Origin of the sequence: Paractinoplanes lichenicola, assembly GCF_016785085.1 — a bacterium.
In the GTDB taxonomy this organism is placed as follows: domain Bacteria; phylum Actinomycetota; class Actinomycetes; order Mycobacteriales; family Micromonosporaceae; genus Actinoplanes; species Actinoplanes lichenicola.
Map to the genome: position 1 here is coordinate 25,805 of NZ_JAENHO010000019.1, position 22,063 is coordinate 47,867.

Below are 22,063 nucleotides of genomic sequence, written 5' to 3' on the forward strand. Positions count from 1 at the left end.
CCAGGGCTCTCCTCGCGTGCGTCCTCGCGACCGAGGTGTAGACCGCATGAACCCGTACGGCGAACCGCAGTCTTCGCGTGCCCGGGCCCGAGTGCCCGGGTCCGCCGGCTCAACGCCTGACGACGACCAGCCTCGTTCCTCCTATTCCGGGTCGGCGCGGCCCTCGGGCTCCGCTCGGCCCGCGCCCGACGCGTACCGCCGTGGGGCCGGCGGACGCGCCTCGGTAGGCAACGGCACCTCCGGGCGGGCATCGGTCGGCAGTGCCTCCGTGGGCAGCGCATCCGTGGGCAGTGCTTCCGGTCGCGTCGGTGGCTCGGCTCGGGTCGGTGGTTCGGCCCGCGTGGGCGCCGCCGCTCCCCCGCCGGGCCGCGCGTCGGTCGCGCGTGCCGCCGTACGGCCGGGAACTTCTGGTTTTGGTCCTGCCGACGGCCCCGATGACGAGGGCAGCTTCGGCGGTGGCCGGTCGGTCAAGGGCAAGGACAAGTCGAAGGCGGCCAAGCGCCGTCGCCGCACGAACATCCTGACCGCCGCCGCAGCCGTGATAGTCATCCTGCTCGGCGCGGGCGTCGTCGGCGGCACGTATTTCTTCGACGACGTCGACCTGCCGCCGCTGGCGACCGAGGAGCAGTCGAATGTGATCCTCGACTCCAAGGGCACCGTGCTGGCGAAGCTCGGCGATCAGAACCGCACGGTCGTGCCCGAGGCGAAGATCAACAAGGTCGTCGAGCACGCCGTGGCCGCCGCCGAGGACAAGAACTTCTACAAGCACCACGGCATCGACATGAAGGGCATCGTCCGCGCCGCGTGGAACAACTTCACCGGTGGCGCCACCCAGGGCGCGTCGACGATCACTCAGCAGTACGCCCGGCACGCGGCCGAGCTGAAGGAAATCAGCATCAACCGCAAGCTGCGCGAGGCCGTCATCGCCCGCAAGCTCGAGGGCAAGTACGACAAAGACCAAATCATGGGGATGTACCTCAACTACATCTACCTGGGCGAGGGCCGATACGGCATCGAGGCCGCGGCGCAGGGCTACTTCGGCAAGTCGGTGCTCACGCCGGCCGGGCAGAAGAACGCCGTGACGCCGTACGAGGCCGCGGTGCTGGCCTCGATCATCAAGCAGCCGGAGCCGACCGACACGCACAAGGGCTACGACCCGAACTACAACCTCACCGATGCCAAGGATCGGTGGGAGTACACGATGGCCAACATGCTGGAGATGGGCTGGATCTCGAAGGAGGTCTACGACAAGCGGGCCTACCCGAAGGTCAAGCCGATCAGCAAGAGCTCGGCCAGCAAGAGCACGGCGGGCAAGCCCGTCGGCATGGTCATGCGGCACGTCCGGGCCGAGCTGGCCGAGATGGGCATCAGCGCGACGGAGTTCGACAAGGGCGGTCTGACCGTCACCACGACGATCGACCCCGACGTGCAGAAGGCGGCCGAGGAGGCCGGGTCCCGCAAGAGCGAGGACTCGCCGATGAACGGCAAGCCGGCGACCTATCAGGCCGCGGTGATCGGCATCGACCCGAAGACCGGCCGGGTGCTCGGCTACTACGCCGGCGACGACCCCGACGGCCTGGACTACGGCGGCTATCTCTCCGGCAACGGCAAGGAGATCACCGGCGGCCAGTCCCCCGGCTCGACCTTCAAGATCTATACGTTGGCGGCCGGGCTGAGGGAGGACATCTCCTTCAAGACGACGTGGGACGGCACGAAGCTGCGGCCGAACGGCACGAAGATCAGCAACGCCGGCGCGGACCCGGGAACGGTCTGCAAGGGCAAGATCAAGTTCTGTGACCTCGAGACGGCCACGGTCAAGTCGTACAACTTCCCGTTCTACTGGATCGCCGACGGCATCGGCCGCGACAAGGTCATCACGGCCGCCCGCGACGCCGGCATCAAGCACATGTACACCGACGGCAACGACCAGTTCCCCAACGGCAAGCTGGTCGACCTGACCAAGACCGACAAGTCGACGTGGGAGCAGAAGGGCTACTTCGACAACGAGGTCGCCTTCGGTCAATACCGGGTCGTCCCGCTCGAGCACGCCGAGGGCGTCGCCACGATCGTCGGCAACGGCGTGCACCACGACGCGCACTTCATCAAGTCGGTGACCAAGCTCGACCCCGAGACCGGCAAGAAGACGGTCGTCGGCGGTGAGAAGACCGAGGGCAAGCAGGTCTTCGACCCCGACCAGATGTCGAACCTGCAGTCGGTCCTCAAGGAGATCGTCCGGGTCGACGACCGCGACCTGCGCAACGGTCAGCAGAGCATCGCCAAGTCCGGCACCTGGGAGTTCAAGGAGGGCAGCGGTGACACCTGGTTCGTCGGGGGGATGCCGCAGCTCGCCGCGACGGTCTGGGTCGGCGGGGCCAAGGGCAAGGTCGAGCTGAAGGAATCCAACGGCCGCGACATGTTCGGCGCCGGCACCCCGTCCAAGGTCTGGAAGAAGTTCCTGGACGCCGTGATCAAGGCGAAGGACCTGCAGAACGAGGACTTCCCGAAGCGCGTCGAGACCGGCAACCCGGACAGCCCGTTCGCCAACGGCCAGGAACCGCCGCCGCCCCCGCAGAACAACAACGACGGCAACAACAGCGGCGGTGACTGTGTGCTCGGCGTCATCGGGCCCGACTGCAACCAGAACAACGGCGGCGGGAACAACAACGGCGGCGGCGAGAACAACGGCGGCGACGACAACAACGGCGGGGACAACAACGGCGGTGACGACGGAGGCGGTGACGACGGAGGCGGCGACCAACCTGGTGGCGGGGCTCCCGAAAACACCCCCGAGACTCAGTTGCCGACCCTCAACCCCACACTCCAGCCGGAGAACTAGCGCCCGGATCGCCCCGTGCTTCCCGATCCGCCCGCAGGGCGTTGACGGAAGCATGGGGCGAAGTACGGCATGATGCCATGTCATGAGCACGCAACCGTCCGAGGACATCGACCGCCCTGACAAGCCGAGCGCACCGGCGACGTCGGACGGCTTCGTGCGCGGCATCTCCCAGGCGATCGGCGGGCCGCTCGGCTCGCACGCCGTCAAGCCGGACGCCCGGCGTGGACGGTTCTGGACGGCCACGCGCATCATCCTCGCGCTGACGTGCCTGACCCTCGCGTTCTCATGGGTGCAGAAGTCGCCCTGCCAGAGCGGTGACTGGCAGCAGAACACGCAGTACACGCGGTTCTGCTACACCGACGTGCTGGCGCTGTACTACGCCGAGCACCTCAACGAGGGCGCAGTTCCGTACAAGGACTGGCCCGTGGAATACCCGGTCGTGACCGGTTACTTCATGGGCGCCCTGGGGCTGCCGATCCACTCGTACGGGCAGGACCACCCCGAGATCAACCAGGGCACGTGGTTCTACAACACCAACGCGATCATCCTGTCCGCCCTGGCCGTGGCGACCGCCGCGATCATCCTGGCGCTGCGCCGACGCCGGCCCTGGGACGCGGCGATCTTCGCGGTCTCCCCGATCATCTTCTTCACCGCCACGGTCAACTGGGACTTCCTGGCCATCGGGCTGGCCGCGGTCGGGCTCTACCTGTGGGCCAAGAAGCATCCGGCCTGGGCGGGGTTGTTCCTGGGGCTCGGCGGCGCGGCCAAACTGTGGCCGCTGTTCATCCTCGGGCCGCTGCTCGTGCTGGCCCTGAGATCGAAGTCGCTGCGCTCGTGGACGGCGGCGATGGCGACCGCGGCGGCGGCGTGGGCCGTGGCGAACTTCCCGGTCTTCTACCTCTACCACGAGAGCTGGCTGAAGTTCTTCCGTCTCAACAGCGACCGGCCGATCGACTGGGGCACGCTCTGGTACATCGGGCGCTACCTCGACGGCAAATGGAACTCGGGCGCCGAGGGTGATCAAGGCCCCTTCCAATGGCTCAGCAACCACGTGCCGCAGCTCAACCTTCTCTCGTACGCCCTCTTCGGGCTCGCCTGCGTCGGCATCGGCCTGCTGGCCTGGCTGGCGCCGCGCCGGCCGCGGGTCGCCCAGCTGTCGTTCCTCGTGGTGGCCGCGTTCCTGATCACGAGCAAGGTCTGGTCGCAGCAGTACGTGCTGTGGCTGCTCCCCCTGATCGTGCTGGCCCGGCCGCGCTGGGGGGCGATCATCGCCTGGACGGTGGCCGAGTTCGGCTACTTCACCGCGTTCTACGCCGAGCTGATGGGCGCCGGGGGTAAGCCGGTCATCCCCGAGGGAACGTTCGTGCTGGCCTCGAGCCTGCGGCTGATCACGGTGGCGGTGCTGTGCGGGCTGGTTATTCGCGAGATCTGGCGGCCCGAGCTCGACCCGGTGCGCGAGTCCTACGACGACGACCCGGACGGTGGGCCGCTGAACCGGCCGGACGCCCCGTGGATCGCTGGCTTGCGGCGGCGGTTCCGGTTGGACCGCTCCCCTACGCCCACGCCCGCCGACCCACCAGCACCACCGGTCGTGGCGAAGGTCTAGGTTTTCGCGCTCTCACTGGTCTTCGCGTTCGGATTCTTCGTCGCGTTCGGGCTTCTCGACGCGTTCGGGTTCTTCGTCGCGTTCGAGTCCCACATCGCGCTTGGGTTCTTCGTTGCGCCCGGGTTCCTCATCGTGCTCGGGTTCTTCGTTGCGCTCGGGTTCTTCGTTGCGATTGGGTTCTTCGTCGCGTTCGCCGGTGATGATGTCCTCGGGTTGGAGGTCGTCGCCGCCCGAGCCCGTGACGATCACGTACGACTCGGTCAGCTCGACCACGGCGAGGTCCACGACCCGTTCCCCGCGGCCGTTCTCACTGCAGGCCCGATCGAACCGGTCCCCCGGCCTCGCCCAGTGCTGCGTGTGGAAGCCGGGCTCACCCTCCAGCCGCCAACCACCCGAAACAGCCCGAACCGAAGCGACGAAGAAGCTCAGCCGCACGACACCCATCTGCCTCTCCCCCGGCCATTTCCGCCGCCCGTGACCCGGCCCGCGCCCGTCACCCACTGCGCGCCGTTCGTCGCTTCCGACCCGCCGCCCAACTTTTCTTGATCTTGCCCGTGTACGGCCATCCCTAGCCCCCACCCGCCCTGGGGACGTTAGCGGGGCGGGGGGATCGGTGCACGGTCCCCTGTGGATAACCCGGAATTGTGGATAACGGGGCGATCTTGACGGAGGGCGGGCAGGATGGCGGGACCTCGAAAGGGCGGTGGATCTGGGATGTCAGCGCAGGTGGAAGAGGACGGCGTCGTCTATGTCTTCGCGGCGGATGTTCAGGGCGTCGACCGGGATGTCGCCGGCGCGTTCCCAGGGGGTGCCGGCCGACTGGGAGCGGAGGAGCAGGACGCGGTCGATGTTGAGGGAGCGGAGGTATTCGATGCTGGCGGCGTCGGGGAACGTTTCGACATTGCGGCGCAGCTCAGCCTGGCGGGTCGCGGCGAAACCGCCGTTGCTGCCGTTGACCATGGGCTGGAAGCGGGTGGTGGACCAGAGCATGACGGTCTGGTCGGTCAGGGCGGCCGTGGGCAGCACCAGCATCGGGCCGCTGACCGTGCGCATGGCCGTCGGCTGCGACGGGACGACCGGGTGGGCCGTTGCGTTCCAGCCCTCGACGAGCACCAGCATCAGCGGCACGAAGGTGGCCAGGCGCAGCCACGGGCCGGGCCAGGGTGGGATGCGCTGCTCGGAGAGGTGTTCGGCGCGACGGACGAACTCGGCCACGGCGCCGGCCGCGAGGATGGCCAGCAGCAGCGTAGCCCAGATCATCAGCCGGCCCGGGATGCGCAGGCCGAGCGAGGCGGGGAGGTGGCCGAAAACGGGCAGGTAGGTCCAGCGGCCCTCGTAGAAGTTGGTGCCGAGGGTCAGGACGATGGTGACGGCCAGGGCGGCGAGCAGCAGCAGCCGCTGGCGCAGCGTCCAGATCGAGAACGCCAGGCCCGCGAGCGCAAGTGCATAGAGGACGAAGCCGGGCAGCAGGCCCATCTCGGCCGGCCAGCCGAGCGACGAGCGCGGCACCTCGTGCGGGGCGCCCCAGATGCGGGATTCGGCGGGGCCGATGAGCAGGCTGCGCAGCGGGGGCGAGAAGAAGGTGATCTCGGTGGTGGCCGGGCCGGTGTCGGGGACGCGGAAATAGGGAATCGCGATCAGGCCGCTCACGGCGGCCAGGAACAGCGGGCCCAGCGTGTCGGTGAGCATGAGGCGCCAGCCGAGCACGGGCCGTTCGGCGGGGCGGCGCAGGCGGCGGATGGGCACCCCGAGGAACAGCACGATCAGGATGAGGCCGAGGACGATCAGGAACGGGCCGCCGAGCGAGAAGCCGAGGCTGACCTGCCACGTCGCGACCAGCCACCCGGCGGCGGCCCACTTGGCGCTGCGGGCCGCGGGGCGCAGGCCGCGACGCAGCGACCAGCCGTGGCCGCGGGCGAGCATGGCCAGGGCGAGGGGGATGCCGCCGGCCGAGATGATGTCGAGGTGGCCCTCCTGGGCGAGCCGCCAGGGCGCGTAAGCGATGGCCACGGCGGCCACTGCGGCTCCCGTACGGCCTGCGCCGAGCTGGCGGACCAGGGCGTAGCCGCCGATCGCGAGCAGCGCGTGGGCCAGCACGAAGAGGATGTTGTAACGCAGGATCGCGGCCAGGGGCCCGTCGCCGATCATGCCGAACGGGGCGTAGCCGAGGAGGCTGTTGCCGTACGCGAAGGTGTCGGTCAGCGGAAAGAAGGCGTTGGACTGCCAGAGACGGGCCGGGTCGGTCAGCAGGATGTGCCCGGACCAGGCGATCTGCCAGGCCTGGCGGGACGGGTCCCAGACGTCCTGCGGCAGCGTGTGCAGCGGGTAGCGCAGGGTCGGCCAGGTCAGGGCGACGGCGAGCAGGATGCCGGCGTAGGTGACCAGGGCGTACTCGTGGATCAGCGATCGGAAGAACCGGCGGGTGCCGCGGCGGAGCCGGCCGGGCGGGCGCTCCGAGGTGGTGGCGAACGCCTTCCACGGGTCGGGCGGGGTGCCGGGCGGGCGCTCGGACGGCAGCGGTTCGGCGTGCTTCTTCTTGGTCTTTTGTGGAGCCTCGTCGACCTTGGGCAGGTCGACCTTGGTCTGGGTCGCCCCGGACCCCGCAGCGGGTCCCGCCGCGGGAGTTGCAGCCGACGCAGCGGGTCCCGCCGCGGGGGGTGCAGCCGACGCAGTGGGTCCGGCTGCCGACGATGCGGCGGGCGGCGGCGGCGCTTTCTCCTGCGACGGCGGGCCGGGCTGGGCCGGGATCGCGGATGACGTGGCCACGGCGCCGGGTGGGGCGGCCGGGCGCGAAGGATCCGGGGCGGTGGGGTGTTTCGGCTGCTCGGCGGTCATGAGCCTCTCCCCGTGCGGCGCGTCAACGACCCGTACGCTCCCGCAGGAGCGCGATGTCGGCGGTCTGTCCCTCGCTGCCGCCCGGTGTCTCGACGACGGCCGGTGCGTCGGCGGCCCGGATCGCGGCCACGATGAGGTCCGGGTCGATCTTGCCATTGCCGAGGTTGTCGTGCCTGTCCTGGCCGGAGTCGAATCCGCCCTTGGAGTCGTTGGCGTGGATCAGATCGATGCGGCCCGTGATCGCCTTGACGCGGTCGACGATGCCGACCAGGTCTTCGCCGCCCGCGTAGGCGTGGCAGGTGTCGAGGCAGAAGCCGGCGCCGAACGAGCCCACCGCCTCCCACAGCCGGGCCAGATCGTCGAAGCGGCGGGCACACGCGTTGTCGCCGCCGGCTGTGTTCTCGATCAGGATCGGCAGTGGCAGCCCGCCGTCGTTCTCCGCGTATTCGAAGGCCTTGCGCCAATTCTCGAAGCCGGCCGCGAGATCCTCGCCCTTGCCGACGTGACCGCCGTGCACGATCAAGCCCTTCGCCCCCAGCTCGGCCGCGGCCTTGGCGTGCGCCACCAGCAGCTTGCGGCTGGGGATGCGAATGCGGTTGTTCGGAGAGGCGACATTGACGATGTAGGGCGCGTGAATGTAAACGTCCACCTCGGACGCGCGCAGCGCCTCGGCGTCCTCCCGCGGTTTGGGGCTTTTGTAACCCTGCGGGTCGGTCAGGAAGAACTGCACCGCCTCGGCGCCGCGGGCGGTGGCCTCCTCGAGCGGGGCGGCGGGATCGACATGGGCTCCGATGCGCATGGGACGAGACTACGACGAGCGTCCGACACTTTCCTCCGCGCGTCACCGCGCCTTGCCGGGTCTCGTTAGCTCCATTGATCACGTTTGACCGATATCGGCCAGGGGCCGGTGCGAAGTGGGAGATGGTGCATGTCGCGGCAGGTCCGACAGCGGGTGACGGCGATCGTGCTGGGCGGTCTGATCTTCGGTGCGCCGATGCTGGCGAACGGGACGGCGAGCGCCGATCCGGTGCCCGAGGGCGTTCGCCAGGTGACGTTCTCGGGCGGCGGGATGTTCGGCATCTCGTGCCACTCCCGGCCGAGCGTCGAGTCGATGACCGTGCCGGCGCAGAGCACCATCCGGGTCGTCAACCAGACCGGGTACGCCGCTGACCTGCTGCTCGGCGCCGACTCGAAGGGCACGGTGCCGGACGACAGCTCGACCGAGGTGATCTTCCGGCGGGGCACGACCTCGGTGACCCTCAAGCCCGACTGCCCGATCGGCGACGAGTCCGACCCGGTGCTGATCACCGCCTCGCCGGCCGTTTCGACGGCCACCGACCCCGAGCCGGCCCCGGATGCCTCCGCGGACGACGCGAAGCCGATGTCGCTGGCGCCGAGCGATCCCGACGACCCTTCCGGCTCCCCGTCCGGTTCCCAGGCCGCCCCGGCCGAGCGTCCGACCCGCGACCGGGCTGCAACCACCCGTCCGAGCACCCGTGAGCCATGGACTCCGCGGACCGGCGCGACGGCGCAGGTGGCCTCGTCGGCGGCCCAGGGTCTGCCCCACGGCGGTGCCGCTCACCGGCCCAAGACCAAGACCGCGGCCGGTACGCCCGGAAGCGCGGCCCCCGCCTTCGCCGGGATGCCCCCGGGCAGCGAGCCGACGCTGCTCCCGGGCGAACCGCAGGTGGATCTGGAGCCGATGACGGTCGACGCCGCCCCCGTCGTACCGGCCCCGCCGCCCGTCCCGCCCACGCAGATCGCCGCGGCGGAGCCGGTGGCCGCGCTGCAGCCCCTGCCGGAGGGCGGCAACCCGCTCGGCCTGCTCGCGCTGACCGCCGCCGTCTGTGTGGTCGGAGTAACAGTTGCCGCAATTCGGGCAATCGTGTCGCAACGTGCAAATAGGGCGGGAATCGCGTAGTCTTCTGCTCATAGGCTCCGCGGGGCGGCCGCGTCCAACCTCATCGGTGTGGTCGTTCCTCCCCAGGTCCCACCCAGCGAATGCGGATCGGGCGCCCCGCGGCTTCACCAGGAAGGACCTCGTCGTCAAGGCGGGGTCCTTCTTTTTGGTGCCGCGACCGTCGCGGGTATGCTTGCTCGGTTCGCAGTGCGGCCGCCGTGGGTCAAGCTCCCACGGCTTTCTCATGCGATCGACACAAGACCTCCTGCCACGGAGAGACCGTGGCCGTTAGCCCACAGGAGGTGAGAACGTCTTGCGTCATTACGAACTCATGGTGATCCTCGACCCTTCGCTCGAGGAGCGCACGATCGCCCCGTCGCTCGATCAGTACCTCAAGGTGATCACGAACGCGGGTGGCTCGGTGGAGAAGCTCGACGTCTGGGGCCGTCGCCGGCTCTCGTTCGAGATCAACAAGAAGGCCGAAGGCATCTACGCGGTCGTCGACCTGCAGGCGACGCCCGAGGCCGTGGCCGAGCTGGACCGTCAGCTCCGGCTCAACGAGTCCATCCTGCGTACCAAGGTCATCCGGCCCGAGACCCGCTGAGCCTCGTTTTTGTCAGGGGGTTCTGAGAGCCTCCACCGAACGAGCAAAGCGGCGAGGAGAAGATCATGGCAGGAGAAACCGTCATCACGGTCGTCGGCAACTTGACCGACGACCCCGAGCTGCGCTTCACCCCGTCGGGTGCGGCGGTCGCGAAATTCCGCATCGCTTCGACGCCGCGGACCATGGACCGTGAGTCGGGCCAGTGGAAAGACGGCGAGCCACTCTTCCTTGCGTGCAACATCTGGCGTGACGCCGCCGAGCACGTCGCCGAGTCGCTGCAACGCGGCTCCCGGGTGATCGTGCAGGGCCGGCTGCGCCAGCGGTCTTACGAGACGCGCGAGGGCGAGAAGCGCACCGTCTACGAGCTCGAGGTCGACGAGATCGGCCCGTCGCTGCGGTATGCCACGGCGAAGGTGCAGCGGATGAACCGCTCCGGCGGTGGCGGGGGCGGCGGCTTCGGCGCTTCCGGTGGTGGCGGTGGCGGCAATCGCCCGCAGCAGTCCAGCAACGGTGGCGGCGGAGGCAACAACTTCGACGACCCGTGGGCGACTGCGGCTCCGGCCTCCAACAGCGGCGGCCGCTCCGGCGGCAGCGGCGGTGGCAACTCCTCGTTCGACGACGAGCCTCCCTTCTAGCCCGTCGGGTCTCGTGCAGACCCCAGGGCTCACTGAGTTCAGGAGTAAGAGCAATGGCTAAGGCTGCGGCGCTTCGCAAGCCGAAGAAGAAGGTGAACCCGCTCGACAAGGACGGGATCACCTACATCGACTACAAGGACACCGCCCTGCTGCGGAAGTTCATCTCCGACCGGGGCAAGATCCGTGCCCGCCGGGTCACCGGGGTGACCTCCCAGCAGCAGCGGCAGATCGCCCGCGCGGTCAAGAACGCCCGCGAGATGGCGCTCCTGCCGTACACGGCGACGGCGCGCTGAGGGGGATCACCAATATGAAGATCATCCTCACGCAGGAGGTGTCGGGTCTCGGCACCCCCGGCGACATCGTCGAGGTCAAGAACGGCTACGGCCGCAACTACCTGCTGCCGCAGGGGTTCGCGATCCAGTGGACCAAGGGCGCCGAGAAGCAGGTCGCGGTCATCAAGCGGGCCCGTGACGCCCGCGAGATCCGTGACCTGGGCCAGGCCAACGAGGTCAAGGCCCAGCTGTCCGGCCTCAAGGTCACGCTGACCGCCCGCTCCGGCAACGGCGGCCGGCTGTTCGGCTCGATCACCCCGGCCGAGATCGTCGACGCGGTCAAGACCGCCGGTGGTCCCGCCCTCGACCGGCGCCGCCTCGAGCTGCCCGGCCACATCAAGACCACGGGCGCGTACAACGTCCAGGTCAAGCTGCACCCCGAGGTGACCGCGACGTTCCCGGTGAACGTCGTCGCCGCCAAGTAACAAGCGGAACGCCAGGAGGCGCGCCGGGATCGCATGATCTCGGCGCGCCTTTTGTTCATGGGTGACCGCTAGTCTGCCCCCGTGCGGATCGCGAGTCCCCAAGCCGAGCGGCGGCGAGTTCCCCGTGATGGCGTCCCGCCTCGAAACGGCCGGTTGGCGCGTGGGTGGGACCGGTGGTGACGAGCTCACGGCGGCGTACCGCGACTGGCGGCTCGTCGTGCGGCAGCCCACCGCGTCGGGCGAACCGGTCGTGGTCCGGGTGGAGCGGTCCCAGCCGAGTCTGGCTCTGCTGCTCGCCGTGCTCTTCTGGCTGGCGGGCGCGCTGCTCGGCGTCGGAATCGTGCGCCTGCTCCGGGGCGTCGGCGGCTGGGGCGTACTCGGTGTGGCGTTGTTGGCCCCGCACACCGCCCTGGTCAGCATCTATCTGGTCATGGGCATGGTGGAGACCAGGGGAACCGGCCCTTTCCCGCTGCCGTGGGCACCGATCATGGACGGCGCGGTACGCCCATTGACCGTACTGGGTGCTCTGCTCGCCTTCGGTGGACTGACCGGCTCTCTGGTGATGCGCCGTCGCACCGGCCGGCCGGAGGCCGCGGTCGGCTGACGGAGTGCGGGGCCGTCAGCTCAGGCTGTTGCCGGTGATGGCCGAGGTCAGCACGGTGGCCAGGCCCCCGCCGACCACGGCCGCGGCCAGGCCCACGCTGATCGCCTTCCACGAGTGGCTGACGAAGCGCAGGCCGATCGCCACGACGACGCTCAGCACCAGCGAGACCAGGAACTGCGGGGCCGCCTTGGCCAATGTGGACAACGCGTGGCCCTGGGCGCCGGTGCCGACGACCAGCATGTACGCGACGAACAGGACCACCGGAACGCCGTACCAGATGACGGTGTAACCGACCGCGGCGAGCGGGCCGCCGGACTCCTGTTCGCCCTCCTCATCGTCCGGATCGAGCAGATCGCTCTTCCGGACCGTCGGGTAACCGCCCGTGACCGGGCGACGCTCGTATGCCCCCGAGGGGCCGTTCCAGCTCGCACCGCCCCGCGCGGGCGCCGCCGAGACGTCCCGCGCAACCGGCGAGATCAGCGACGTCGACGTGGTGGATAAGTTTGATTGTCCCTGGACCGCGGCTGAGCCGCCGGCCCGAAAGGGCACGTAATCCGAGGTGCCGAATCGTCGGGACTCGCCCTCGGCCAGATCACTTTGATCGGCCAGATCGCGTCGCCAGTCCCCGCCGCCGCCCTCGCGATAGATGGCGCTGCCGCGGGCGCGTTCACGACGTTCCTCGAGCGCCCACGACGCCGGGTCCGGTTCCGCGCCGCCGGTCGGGGCCGGCTCACGCAGCGTCCACGGCGCGACCTCGTCGGAAGCACCCTGACGGCTCGAGCCGGGCTGCCAGACCTCGGGGCTCAACGGCTCCGCGGCGTACGCCGAAGGGTCGACCGCGTCGCGACGACGGCCGGACCGGGTGGGCTCGCCGTACGGATCGTCCTGCGGGATGCCGCTGGCCGGGGCCGACGACGAGTAACGGGGGGTCGAGCTGACCGGCACCGAGGCGGCACCCGAATAGCCGGGGCCGCTGCGGGGGGCCGTCGACGACCAGTCGTTGACCGGGCCGCCGGGCATGCCGCTGGCCGGGGCGGCGGGATACACCGTTGTGGCGTCGTCGCCGTAGCCGGGAGCGCTGCGCGGGGCGGCGGGGTAGACCGTCGTGGCGTCGTCGCCATAGCCGGGCGCGCTGCGCGGGGCACTCGGAAGCGCCGGTCGGCCCCCGTACGGCGGTGCGGACGCGCTGCCGTAGGCCGTGCCACTGCGCGGAGCGTTGCCGGGCTCGTCGCGATAGCCGCGGCCCGACGGCGGCTCCTCGTAGCCGCGACGGGGCGGCTCTTCGCCGTAGCCGCGAGCAGGCGGCTCTCCATAGCCACGACCGGTCGGCGGCTCCTGATAGTCCTGATAGCCGCGACTCGGCGGTTCCTCATAGCCGCGGCTGGGCGGCGGCTCCTGGTAAGCGCGGGCCGGAGGCTCTTGGTAAGCGCGGGCCGGGGGCTCCTGATAGCCGCGACCGGTTGGCTCGTCGTAACCACGCCCGGTCGGGGCCGCGCCGTAGCCACCGCCCTGGGGCGGGTCGTAACGATCGTCGTCGCGGCCGCGACCCGGGACGGAGCTCGCCGGGTTCACGCCGTAGCCACGCGCCGGGTCATCCGGATAGCCGCCGGGCATCGAGCTCGTCGGCGCGGCACCGTACGGGCCGTCGGAATACGGGCTCGCGCTGCGGGGCGCGGGCGCCGGGGGCAACGGCGGCGGAGGCGTGTTGCGCCAGCCGCCGGTCGTCGGCTCGGGACGGGCCTCGGGCTGCTCGGGAGCGGCCGGCGGGGCGGGCAGCGCGCGCGGACCCTGGCCCATCGCCTCCCGGCGGTCGGCCTCGCGCCGCCAGGCCAGGATGCGCGGATCGTCCTCGGAGCGGCTCCACTGGCCCGTGTCGGGATCGCGAACCCAGCTGCTGGTGTCGGGCTCGGCCTCCCACGAACCGGTCTGCTCGCGCCAGTCGCTGCTGCCGCCGCCGTATTTCGCCCGGCCCGTGGGGGAGCCGGTGGGACCGCTGCGCGGGGCGGCCGCGGGTGCGCTGCGGGGCGCGACCGGCGGAACGCTGCGCTGGGCCGACGGGGGCGCGCTGCGCGGCATCGGCGGGGCGCTGCGCTGCGCGGGCGGCGGGGCCGGCATCGGGACGGCGCTGAACGTCGCGGTCTCGTCCTGCTCGGGACGGGCCCGGCGCGGGGCACGCGGCTCGGCCACCGGTGGCGGATAGGCCGCGGCGGCACTCGTCGGGTAGGACGAGCTGGGAGCGGCGCCGGTCGGATAGCCGGGCTCGTCGTCGGCATACCGGTGGGGGCGCTGGCGGCGGCCGGTCGAGGCGGGATCGTCCTCGGGGGCGTACCGGCGCGGCGCGTCGTCGTAACCGGCCGGGAGGGCACGCGAGGAGGTGTCGTCACGGCGCGGCGGGCGCGGAGGCGGCTCGTACGGCGCGGCGGGCGGCATCTCGTAGCCGGGACTTTGCCCGTACGAGGTGGGTGGGGGTTCGCGGCGGGCCTCGTCGCGCCGGTTGACGTTGCGCGAGCCGAAACCCGTGCCCCAGTTCGTCGTGGACGAGGGCGGAGCGGGCGTGTCGCCGTACAGCTGGATGCTGCCGGTGTCGGTGTGACGCGCCCAGTTGCCGGTGTCTTCCCAGTTGTCCGCGTCGGAGCGGGCGCCTGACCACCCCGTACCGCCGGAAGGAGCGGAACCCGGCTCGGGAGCGCGACGGCGCCCCACCGAGGGTGACCCGGCGCTCGCATCGCGTCGCCAGGCGGCCCGGTCGTCCTCGCGCACCAGGTGGCGGCCGTCATCACGCTGCTCTTCGGAGCGCAGCCAGCTCGGGCCGGAATCCGCGGCGGCCGAGCGCTGGTCGGTCAGGTCGGTCCAGGTGGCCGAGCCCTCGATCGCGTCGCGCTGCCACGACGGGCGAGAGCTCCGCGACGGCTGCTGCGTGGGCTCGACCAGCTGCTGCCACGACGGGGAGCTTTCCGCGGGCGTACGCGGGGAAGGTTGTTGCCACGACGGCGTGGTCGTCTCGCCGGGGCTCGAACGCTGCCAGCTCGGAGTCGACGTGCTCGCGTCGTTGTTCGACGAGTCGGTGAACTGCTGCCAGGCCGGGCGGGAATCGTCGCGCGAGTCGTCCGACCAGGCCGTGCTCGAGAGCGCGGGCTGGGCCATCGGGGTCTCGGCGGCCGGCGGATAGGACTCGTTGCCACCCGTCTGCCAGGCCTCGGTGGTCGAACGCCAGACGTGGGTGCCCGTCGTGGAGCGCCACTCGGTGGTCTGCCGCCAGCGGGCACCGGTCGCGCGCCACTCGGCCGTCTCGGTGCGCCAGCCCACGCCGTCGGCCGGGAAGGTCGTGCGGCCCGTCTCGGCCACGTCGGACCAGCGGTTCGCCGGCTCGACGGCCTGATGCGGGTCGGGCTCCGACTGCTGCGCCCACGCGTCGGCCCGGCGCTGCCAGTCGAGAGCCTCGGCGCTGGGCTGCATGCTGCCCGTGTCTGTCAGCGCCGACCATTTCTGCTCAGGCTCGGCGAAATCGGACGAATCCGGGTTACGGGAGGAACGCGGCTCGCCCGCTCGTCGCTCACGCGACATGCGGGCACCGTAGTCCCACTCCCGTTGGTCCACCTGAAAAGCGTGCCTTCCGCGCGTCGGAACCGCAACGCCTCCGCGCGACGGCTTGCTCACGCCGGGCACCTTTTCGCACTTGTGCAGGTGTTTTTCCCCCTCCACAGGTGGGGACTGCGAAATGCCTGCTCGGCAAGGCAGAACCTTAGCCGTCCCCAGGAGTTATACACAGGCTGTGCACAGGGCTACCCACAGGATCTGGCGGGATGTCCACAGGTTGTCCCGAGGCTCGTCCACCGGTGCAGTTGGGCAGGTCGGGGGCCGGTTCGTAGAGTGGGCCAGCCGCGAGCGCGGGGCTTGATCGGGAGAAATTTGCCGATCATGGTGGTGAGTCAGCCGAAAGTGTCATACCCGGGCTGTTTGATCTGGGGTGCGCGGACGGCGAGCCAAGGGGGGTCCGGGGTGTCGATCGACGAGCAACGGCCACCGGCCAAACCGGCTGGTGGTTCTGGGGGCGGTTCCGGCGGCCCTTCTCCCAGCAGCGGCGCCTTCGACAAGTCCCCACCGCAGGATGTGGCGGCCGAGCAGGGCGTTCTCGGCGGCATGCTGCTCTCCAAGGACGCGATCGCCGACGTCGTCGAGATCCTCAAGACCAACGACTTCTACCGTCCCGTCCACGCCACGATCTTCGACGTCATTCTCGACCTGTACGGGCGGGGAGAGCCGGCCGACGCGCTGACCGTGGCCGCCGCCCTGGCCGACTCGGGTGATCTGCAACGCATCGGGGGCGTGCCCTATCTGCACACCCTGATCGAGAGCGTGCCCACCGCGGCCAACGCCGCCTATTACGCCCGCATCGTCGGCGAGCGCGCCATCCTGCGCCGCGTCGTCGAGGCCGGCACCAAGATCGTCCAGCTCGGCTACGGGGCGAACGGCAACGGCGGGCGTGACGTCGACGACATCGTCGACCTGGCCCAGCAGGCGATCTACGACGTCACCGAGAAGCGGGTCAGCGAGGACTACGCCGCCCTGGGCGACATGCTGCAGCCCACGCTCGACGAGATCGAGGCGGTGGGCGCGGCCGGCGGCGTGATGAGCGGCGTGCCGACCGGCTTCTCCGACCTCGACCGGCTGCTCAACGGCCTGCACCCCGGCCAGTTGATCATCGTGGCCGGGCGCCCCGGTCTCGGCAAGTCGACCGCCAGCATGGACTTCGCCCGCAACGCGGCCATCCGGCACAACTGCGCCAGCGCGATCTTCTCCCTGGAAATGAGCAAGATCGAGATGGTCATGCGACTGCTCTCGGCCGAGGCCCGGGTCCCGCTGCACGTGCTGCGCTCCGGCCAGCTCACCGACGACGACTGGAGCAAGCTGGCCCGCCGCATGGGCGAGATCAGCGAGGCCCCGATCTTCGTCGACGACACCCCGAACATGAACCTGATGGAGATCCGGGCCAAGGCCCGCCGGCTCAAACAGCGCAACAACCTCAAACTGCTGGTGATCGACTATCTCCAGCTGATGTCGTCACCGAAGCGCACCGAGAGCCGGCAGCAGGAGGTCTCCGAGCTGTCGCGTGGCCTCAAGCTGCTGGCCAAGGAGATCGAGTGCCCGGTGATCGGCGTTTCCCAGCTGAACCGTGGCCCCGAACAACGTACGGACAAGCGCCCCCAGCTGTCTGACCTGCGAGAATCCGGCTCGATCGAGCAGGACGCCGACGTCGTTATTCTGCTGCACCGCGACGACTATTACGACAAGGAGTCACCACGGGCGGGCGAGGCCGACTTCATCGTGGCCAAGCACCGAAACGGCCCTACCGACACCGTGACTGTGGCCGCGCAGCTGCACCTGTCCCGCTTCGTCGACATGGCCATCGTTTAGCGGGGAGGCCCATAGCTCCAGCCGTTGCGCTCACCCTCCTCGCAAAGAGCAAGGAGGGCGCCTTCGGACGGGAGATCGTGACGAAGAACCTCAGTGGCGATCCGTTCGGCCTCCGCGCGGTCGACGGCATCAGTCTGTGGGTCGTCGTCATAAAGTGCCTCCGCGGCGATCGCCGGCGCGAAGATCCATTGCTGTCGGGGAACGCTCCAGATGACGGCCCGGAATGGTGCGCCCGCCCGTTCCTGGTAGGCGATGATGCTGGTCGTCGCGCCGTCGTCGGACCGCAGTGCGTCGTAGGCGAACTCGCCGTCATTCATCGAACAGTCCCAACTCCGCAGCACCAGGGACGTCGTCGCGATCGAGATCATGACGGCGCAGGACGTCCTCGAAGGAAGTACCGCTTGAGACTAGGTGCTCGCGGTAGGCGCGAAGCAGCACACGCTTCTTCCTGAGCCAGCCGGCCAGAGTTGTGTCGACCGGGCGTGGGTCGTCCGGCATGAACCGGTCGAGTAGTTCCAAGCCCTGCGGTGGATTGGAGTAGATCCCGCTGTCTTTGTTGGTTTTGAGGATGCGGAGGAAGGCCTCCACCCGCTGCTCGGGGGAAAGACTCTCGCGACGGACATCCTCATAGTCGGCGTGGGTGTGATGCCCCACGTCCAATGACGACGGTGTGGGGAACTGAACTTCCAAGACAAATCCGTCAGTCGTGGTCAGATTGACGTTCAGTCCGTTGTGACGGCCGTGGTCCGCCCAGAAGCTCTCCATCACGATGTCGCGATAGCCAAGATCAGTCAGCTGACTCAACGTCGAAGCAACCATTTCTCCATATCGCTCCGGCGGCACCTGTATCGAGAACCGCACCCGATCTTTGATCGTTGCGAGGGCGGCTTCGGTTGTGAGGCCCTTCAGCTCGATACGAGCAAGAACCTTCCGGGCCAGTGACCCGAGTTCCTTGACTCGATGATCTTCGCCGACAAGGACAGGGCGATTGTGGCGGTCGAATTCCGGCAGACCCGCAGTCACATGGCGCAGGTCCGCGGCGACCTCGCCCGCCCTGACCTCGGCCTCCGTCACCGACCGATCCAAAATCTCGCGTTGATCAACTGTGAGCGATCGGAGGATGCGGTCGTCGTCGGCGGCGCCGGTGGGTGGGGTGGTGGACCAGTTGCCGGGGGCGTGGTTGGGGAGGGGGGTGGGGGTGGCGTTGGCGTCTACTACCAGGGCTTCCAGGGAGACCACGTTGATGGGGGTGGGGACTCCGTGGTGGCGGTACATGGGGACGTGTTCGGAGATGCGGCCGATCTGGGGGTCTACGTAGAGGACCGTGCCGTTCTGGTTCAGGGCTGCCCAGGAGTGGGAGCCGCCGCCTTCCAGGTCGGTGACTATGAACGCGAAGGCGCCGTGGCCGGTGTTCAGCAGGTGGTTGGTCAGGTTTTGTACGGCCTGGTCGATGGCGGGCTTGGCCTGGGCGGGGTCGGCGTCGGCTACGTACGGGCATAGGCCTTGGAAATCGCCGCCGGTGGCTTGGCGGATTCTGTTGATGCCGTTGGTTTCGCCGCCCAGGGGGCGGTCGGGGTTGCCGTTCGCGTAGACGTCGAAGGTTCTTGGAGCGGCTACGCGGGGGCGGCCGTGGATGTAGGTGTCGAAGAGGGACAGGACGCCGTCGACGCAGTTCAGGCCGCGGGTGGGGTCGGCTGCGGGGCCGCCGTCGTTGGCCAGGCGGAACCAGCTTCCGGAGCGGGGGTCGGGCAGGCGGGACACCCGGCCGTCGGCGTCGCGGGGGACGGCGTTCTCGAGGTCCACCTGGTGGACGGCCAGTGGGGGACGCAAACCGCCGGTGACGTTGTAGTGGCGGGTGCGGTCGATGGGTGGGCGGCCGGCGAAACCGTCCAGGGCCGAGACGTCGCCGGTGCGGACGCCGCCGGGGGCCAGGTTGCCGACGTCGCGGTTGATGCGGGCCCAGTCGGGTGGGTCGACCTCGACGCGGTCGGGGACCAGCTCGCCGGAGCGGATCCGGGTGATCTGGTCGTCCAGCTCGGCGACGATCTCGCTCAGCTCGACGGCCTGGCGGCGGTGTTCACGGGCGCGCAGCGAGACGCCGGTGCGGTCGGCCTCATCGGCGCGGCGGCCCAGGTCGAGGATTTTGGCGCGGTTGTCCTCGGCGATCGAGTCCAGGTAGTTGGCGTACTCCTCGCGGCGGTTGCGTTCGTGGGTCTGGCGGGCGTGCTCCACATAGCCGAAATAGGCCTGCTCGTCGCGGATCTCGGGTTGGGGGGTCGGGGTGGGGGCGGGCTTGGTGGGGAGGGTGCGGGGGAGGGACGCGTCGATCGGGCGGCGGGGGCTGGGGATGGTGGCGCGGGGGCCCAGGGCGTCGGCGATGCGGTCCAGGTCGGAGAGGGGGGAGCGCTGGGGAGTGGGGGAGCCGGGGGTGGTGTCCGGGCGGGGACGGGGGCGGGTCGGGGAGCCGGGGGCGCCGCTGAGATGCGGGGAGTCGGGGGCGCGGTGGGCGCCGGGCCGGCGGGCGGAGTGCGGGCCGGTGGGGGTGAAGAACGGGCCTAGGGCGGGAGTGGTGGGTGTGGAGGTGACGGCCGGGGTGGAGGGCTGCGGCGGGGGCGGCGCGGTTGTGGGGTCGGCGAAGCCCAGGGTTGCTGTGGAGGCGAGGACGTTTGAGTTGTCGGGCAGCGCCGGGGAGGGCAGCGACGGGGAGGGCAGCGACGGGGAAGGGGAGGGCAGCGACGGGGAAGGCGATGACGGGGAGGGCGGGGTGGGAGACACGGAGACGGACGTGGACGGAGTCGGTGTCGGTGTCGGTGTCGGGGCGGGGGATGACGGGGAGGTCGGCTGCGCGTCGGGGGATTGGGGCGCGGGCGTGGCGGGGGACGACGAGGACTGAGGCTGGGTGGTGGGGGACGGCGCAGTGGGGTCGGGAACCGGGGGCTGGTCGGTGGGGGCGGCGGCGAGCGGGGACGGGGAGGAGAGCGATGGGCCCTCGGTTGCGGTTGTGGGAGTGGGCCCGGAAATCGAGGTCGCGCCATCCAGGGCCACACCGCTCGTCAGCTCGGCGCCGGAACTCGTACGGGATCCGGGGTCGAAGTTTTCTCCGAGGGACGAAGGCACGTCGAGGTGACCGATATCGATCGGGGAGTGCATGCCGTGGATGGCCGAGCCGGTGGCGCCCGAAGTGGCGGATTTTGCCAATCCCGTGGCATCGGGCAGTTGCCCGAACGTGGCGGCCGCGCTGAACTCGGCCAGGACTTCGCCGCCGGCGCCGCGGGCGATGCCGCCGTGGCCGTGTGAGCCGACGTGTGCGGCGGAAGCGCCCGCCCCTCCGGCGAAACCGGCCAGCGCGGAACGTCCGAGATTGTCCAGGTCGAAGCCGTCTGAGCGGCCCGTCGACTGCTGATAGAGCTGGATGCCGCCGTTGGTGGCGAACTCCTCGCGAGCCTCGTCGAAGCCCTCGCGGACCGCGCCGTGACCGAGCTTGCGCAGGCCCTCGCGCGTGGAGAGCTGCTTGATCGCGCGGCCGGCGGTCTGCTTGAGCGCCTTCTTGCCGAGCTGCTCGACCAGCCGCTTGAAGATCTGCTGGATGGCGAGGCGGGTGGCGACGATCAGCCCGCCGGCGGCCGGTGACGCGGCGCCCAGCGTGAGCGTGACGGTGATCGCCATGCCGACGAGCTCGACGAGGAAGATGCCGATCTCGATCCAGGCCTCGAGCTTGGCCGCCTCGATGTCGGCGCCGCAGCCCTCGACGAGCCGGCCGAGCTCGCCCGAGACGCGCAGCAGATCGTGCAGCGGGGCGTTCTCGTCACCCGCGACCAGGTGCCACGCGTCCTCGAAGCCCTCGGCCGTGACGCCCGCGCCGCCGTAGCCGCCCAGGAACCGGTTGGCGGCGGCCATCGCGGCCTCGTTGGGCGCGGCCAGCGTCGAGGCCAGCGAGAACCAGCGATCGGCGACGTCCCAGGTGGCGACCTCGTTGCCGGCCGGCCAGTCGAAACCGACAACCCATTCCAGAGCCTCGTACGCCCAGGCCGGCACGTCGAACGGGCTGAACTCGAGCGGGTGGGGCACGGGGCTGGGCAGCACGCTCATGATCGGAACCGCCTCGCCGTGTCGACGTCGGCGCCGACGTTGTCGTGCACGGACTGCGCCGCGGCGTCGCCCAGCCCCGACACGTACGCCGCGAGCCGCTGCCACGCCTCGAGAACCTGCTCCTCGAACGGCCGGTAGTGCGTCTCGAACGACTGCCCGTACTGGTCGCGGCCCCACGGCGTGGCCGAGCTGGCCGCGGCGATCTCGGCCCCGGCCCGGTTGCGGCGCGCCGCGAGATCCTCGCCGGCCGCGCTCAGGGCGCGTGAACCCGCGAGAGCCTCGTCGGCGTCGAGCCGCAGCCGGTTACTTGTCATCGCGGCCGGCCAGATCCTGCACGATCTCGTCGGACCGTCCCAGCAATGAGCCGAAGTTGTTGTCGCGCAGGTAGCGAAGAGCGCCGGAATCGGCCGGGAGATAGTCGCCCATCAAAGTCTGAACGCGTTCCGCAGCCTGCTCGGCAGCACTGTGGACAGTTGCCACGATCGTCCGGGAAACGTATTCGTTGTCCATGTTCCGAGTGGCGCGGCGGATCAGCTTCAGATCGATCAACTGACCCCGCGGGCCGACCGTCACGCGGACCAGTCCGTCCGCCGAAACAACGGTGACGCGGAGCGCGTCCAGGCGCCTTTGCAGATCGTCCAGATCGGACCGCATGCGGGTATACCGCTCGTGTACCTCCGCGAGCCGATCGCGCAGTTCCCGATTCGCGTCGCGATTCGCCGTTACAGCCACCGGGCCCACACCCCTCGTCAGTACCGAGACTTTGCGTGTTCGGTTAACTT

Annotated in this window: 17 protein-coding genes; 9 read left to right on the forward strand and 8 right to left on the reverse strand. The window is 70.0% G+C overall.

Translation table 11 applies throughout. From position 1 onward, the window contains the following. The first annotated feature begins 283 nt into the window (after positions 1 to 283). Positions 284 to 2,836 carry a transglycosylase domain-containing protein gene (locus JKJ07_RS44740; RefSeq protein WP_307834769.1) on the forward strand — a complete coding sequence of 851 codons (2,553 nt, stop codon included), beginning with the start codon at positions 284 to 286 and terminating at the stop codon, positions 2,834 to 2,836. A gap of 82 nt (positions 2,837 to 2,918) precedes the next feature. Next, the gene (locus tag JKJ07_RS44745; protein ID WP_202998183.1) at positions 2,919 to 4,442 is read left to right on the forward strand and encodes a glycosyltransferase family 87 protein; all 1,524 of its coding nucleotides are present in this window, start codon (positions 2,919 to 2,921) and stop codon (positions 4,440 to 4,442) included. 12 nt (positions 4,443 to 4,454) lie between these two features. On the opposite strand, the gene JKJ07_RS44750 is transcribed toward JKJ07_RS44745, so the two are convergent. The 3 genes from JKJ07_RS44750 to JKJ07_RS44760 form a co-directional block, all read right to left on the reverse strand. Then, positions 4,455 to 4,886 (reverse strand): hypothetical protein, encoded by a 432-nt coding sequence (locus JKJ07_RS44750; RefSeq protein WP_202998184.1) that lies wholly within the window; start codon positions 4,884 to 4,886, stop codon positions 4,455 to 4,457. A gap of 273 nt (positions 4,887 to 5,159) precedes the next feature. Further along, entirely contained in the window at positions 5,160 to 7,277 is a 2,118-nt protein-coding gene (locus JKJ07_RS44755) for a hypothetical protein (protein ID WP_202998185.1), read from the reverse strand. A 22-nt stretch (positions 7,278 to 7,299) separates the two neighbouring features. Further along, positions 7,300 to 8,076: a deoxyribonuclease IV gene (locus tag JKJ07_RS44760; RefSeq protein ID WP_202998186.1), complete on the reverse strand. Its 777-nt coding sequence runs from the start codon at positions 8,074 to 8,076 to the stop codon at positions 7,300 to 7,302. Between the two features lie 129 nt (positions 8,077 to 8,205). Here JKJ07_RS44760 and JKJ07_RS44765 point away from each other — a divergent pair, with 129 nt between their 5' ends. The 6 genes from JKJ07_RS44765 (at position 8,206) to JKJ07_RS44790 (ending at position 11,777) form a co-directional block, all read left to right on the forward strand. Then, positions 8,206 to 9,198 carry a hypothetical protein gene (locus tag JKJ07_RS44765; RefSeq protein WP_202998187.1) on the forward strand — a complete coding sequence of 331 codons (993 nt, stop codon included), beginning with the start codon at positions 8,206 to 8,208 and terminating at the stop codon, positions 9,196 to 9,198. Between the two features lie 292 nt (positions 9,199 to 9,490). Beyond that, positions 9,491 to 9,781, forward strand: coding sequence for a 30S ribosomal protein S6 (gene rpsF, locus JKJ07_RS44770; protein ID WP_202998188.1), 291 nt, complete (start codon positions 9,491 to 9,493; stop codon positions 9,779 to 9,781). 65 nt (positions 9,782 to 9,846) lie between these two features. Continuing rightward, positions 9,847 to 10,416 carry a single-stranded DNA-binding protein gene (locus JKJ07_RS44775; RefSeq protein WP_202998189.1) on the forward strand — a complete coding sequence of 190 codons (570 nt, stop codon included), beginning with the start codon at positions 9,847 to 9,849 and terminating at the stop codon, positions 10,414 to 10,416. Positions 10,417 to 10,469: 53 nt separating this feature from the next. After that, entirely contained in the window at positions 10,470 to 10,709 is a 240-nt protein-coding gene (gene rpsR / locus JKJ07_RS44780; protein ID WP_007073789.1) for a 30S ribosomal protein S18, read from the forward strand. Positions 10,710 to 10,723: 14 nt separating this feature from the next. After that, positions 10,724 to 11,173 carry a 50S ribosomal protein L9 gene (rplI, locus tag JKJ07_RS44785; RefSeq protein WP_202998190.1) on the forward strand — a complete coding sequence of 150 codons (450 nt, stop codon included), beginning with the start codon at positions 10,724 to 10,726 and terminating at the stop codon, positions 11,171 to 11,173. Positions 11,174 to 11,333: 160 nt separating this feature from the next. Further along, on the forward strand, positions 11,334 to 11,777 hold the full coding sequence (locus JKJ07_RS44790; RefSeq protein ID WP_202998191.1) for a hypothetical protein: 444 nt from the start codon (positions 11,334 to 11,336) through the stop codon (positions 11,775 to 11,777). 15 nt (positions 11,778 to 11,792) lie between these two features. On the opposite strand, the gene JKJ07_RS44795 is transcribed toward JKJ07_RS44790, so the two are convergent. Continuing rightward, complete coding sequence (locus JKJ07_RS44795) at positions 11,793 to 15,341, reverse strand: hypothetical protein (RefSeq protein ID WP_202998192.1); 3,549 nt, start codon at positions 15,339 to 15,341, stop codon at positions 11,793 to 11,795. Positions 15,342 to 15,776: 435 nt separating this feature from the next. On the opposite strand from JKJ07_RS44795, the gene dnaB reads away from it, so the two are divergent. Beyond that, complete coding sequence (dnaB, locus tag JKJ07_RS44800; RefSeq protein WP_202998193.1) at positions 15,777 to 17,192, forward strand: replicative DNA helicase; 1,416 nt, start codon at positions 15,777 to 15,779, stop codon at positions 17,190 to 17,192. Here dnaB and JKJ07_RS44805 read toward each other — a convergent pair. Genes JKJ07_RS44805 through JKJ07_RS44820 form a run of 4 tightly spaced genes read right to left on the reverse strand, consistent with a single transcriptional unit; the run spans position 17,189 to position 22,013 of the window. Next, entirely contained in the window at positions 17,189 to 17,509 is a 321-nt protein-coding gene (locus tag JKJ07_RS44805; RefSeq protein WP_202998194.1) for a beta/alpha barrel domain-containing protein, read from the reverse strand. The genes dnaB and JKJ07_RS44805 overlap by 4 nt on opposite strands. Then, positions 17,502 to 21,281 (reverse strand): toxin glutamine deamidase domain-containing protein, encoded by a 3,780-nt coding sequence (locus JKJ07_RS44810; protein WP_202998195.1) that lies wholly within the window; start codon positions 21,279 to 21,281, stop codon positions 17,502 to 17,504. Before JKJ07_RS44810 ends, JKJ07_RS44805 begins: the two co-directional genes overlap by 8 nt. Further along, positions 21,278 to 21,595 carry a hypothetical protein gene (locus JKJ07_RS44815; RefSeq protein WP_202998196.1) on the reverse strand — a complete coding sequence of 106 codons (318 nt, stop codon included), beginning with the start codon at positions 21,593 to 21,595 and terminating at the stop codon, positions 21,278 to 21,280. The genes JKJ07_RS44810 and JKJ07_RS44815 overlap by 4 nt, the downstream gene beginning before the upstream one ends. Continuing rightward, positions 21,585 to 22,013: a YbaB/EbfC family nucleoid-associated protein gene (locus JKJ07_RS44820; protein ID WP_307834770.1), complete on the reverse strand. Its 429-nt coding sequence runs from the start codon at positions 22,011 to 22,013 to the stop codon at positions 21,585 to 21,587. Before JKJ07_RS44820 ends, JKJ07_RS44815 begins: the two co-directional genes overlap by 11 nt. Positions 22,014 to 22,063 lie beyond the last annotated feature (50 nt).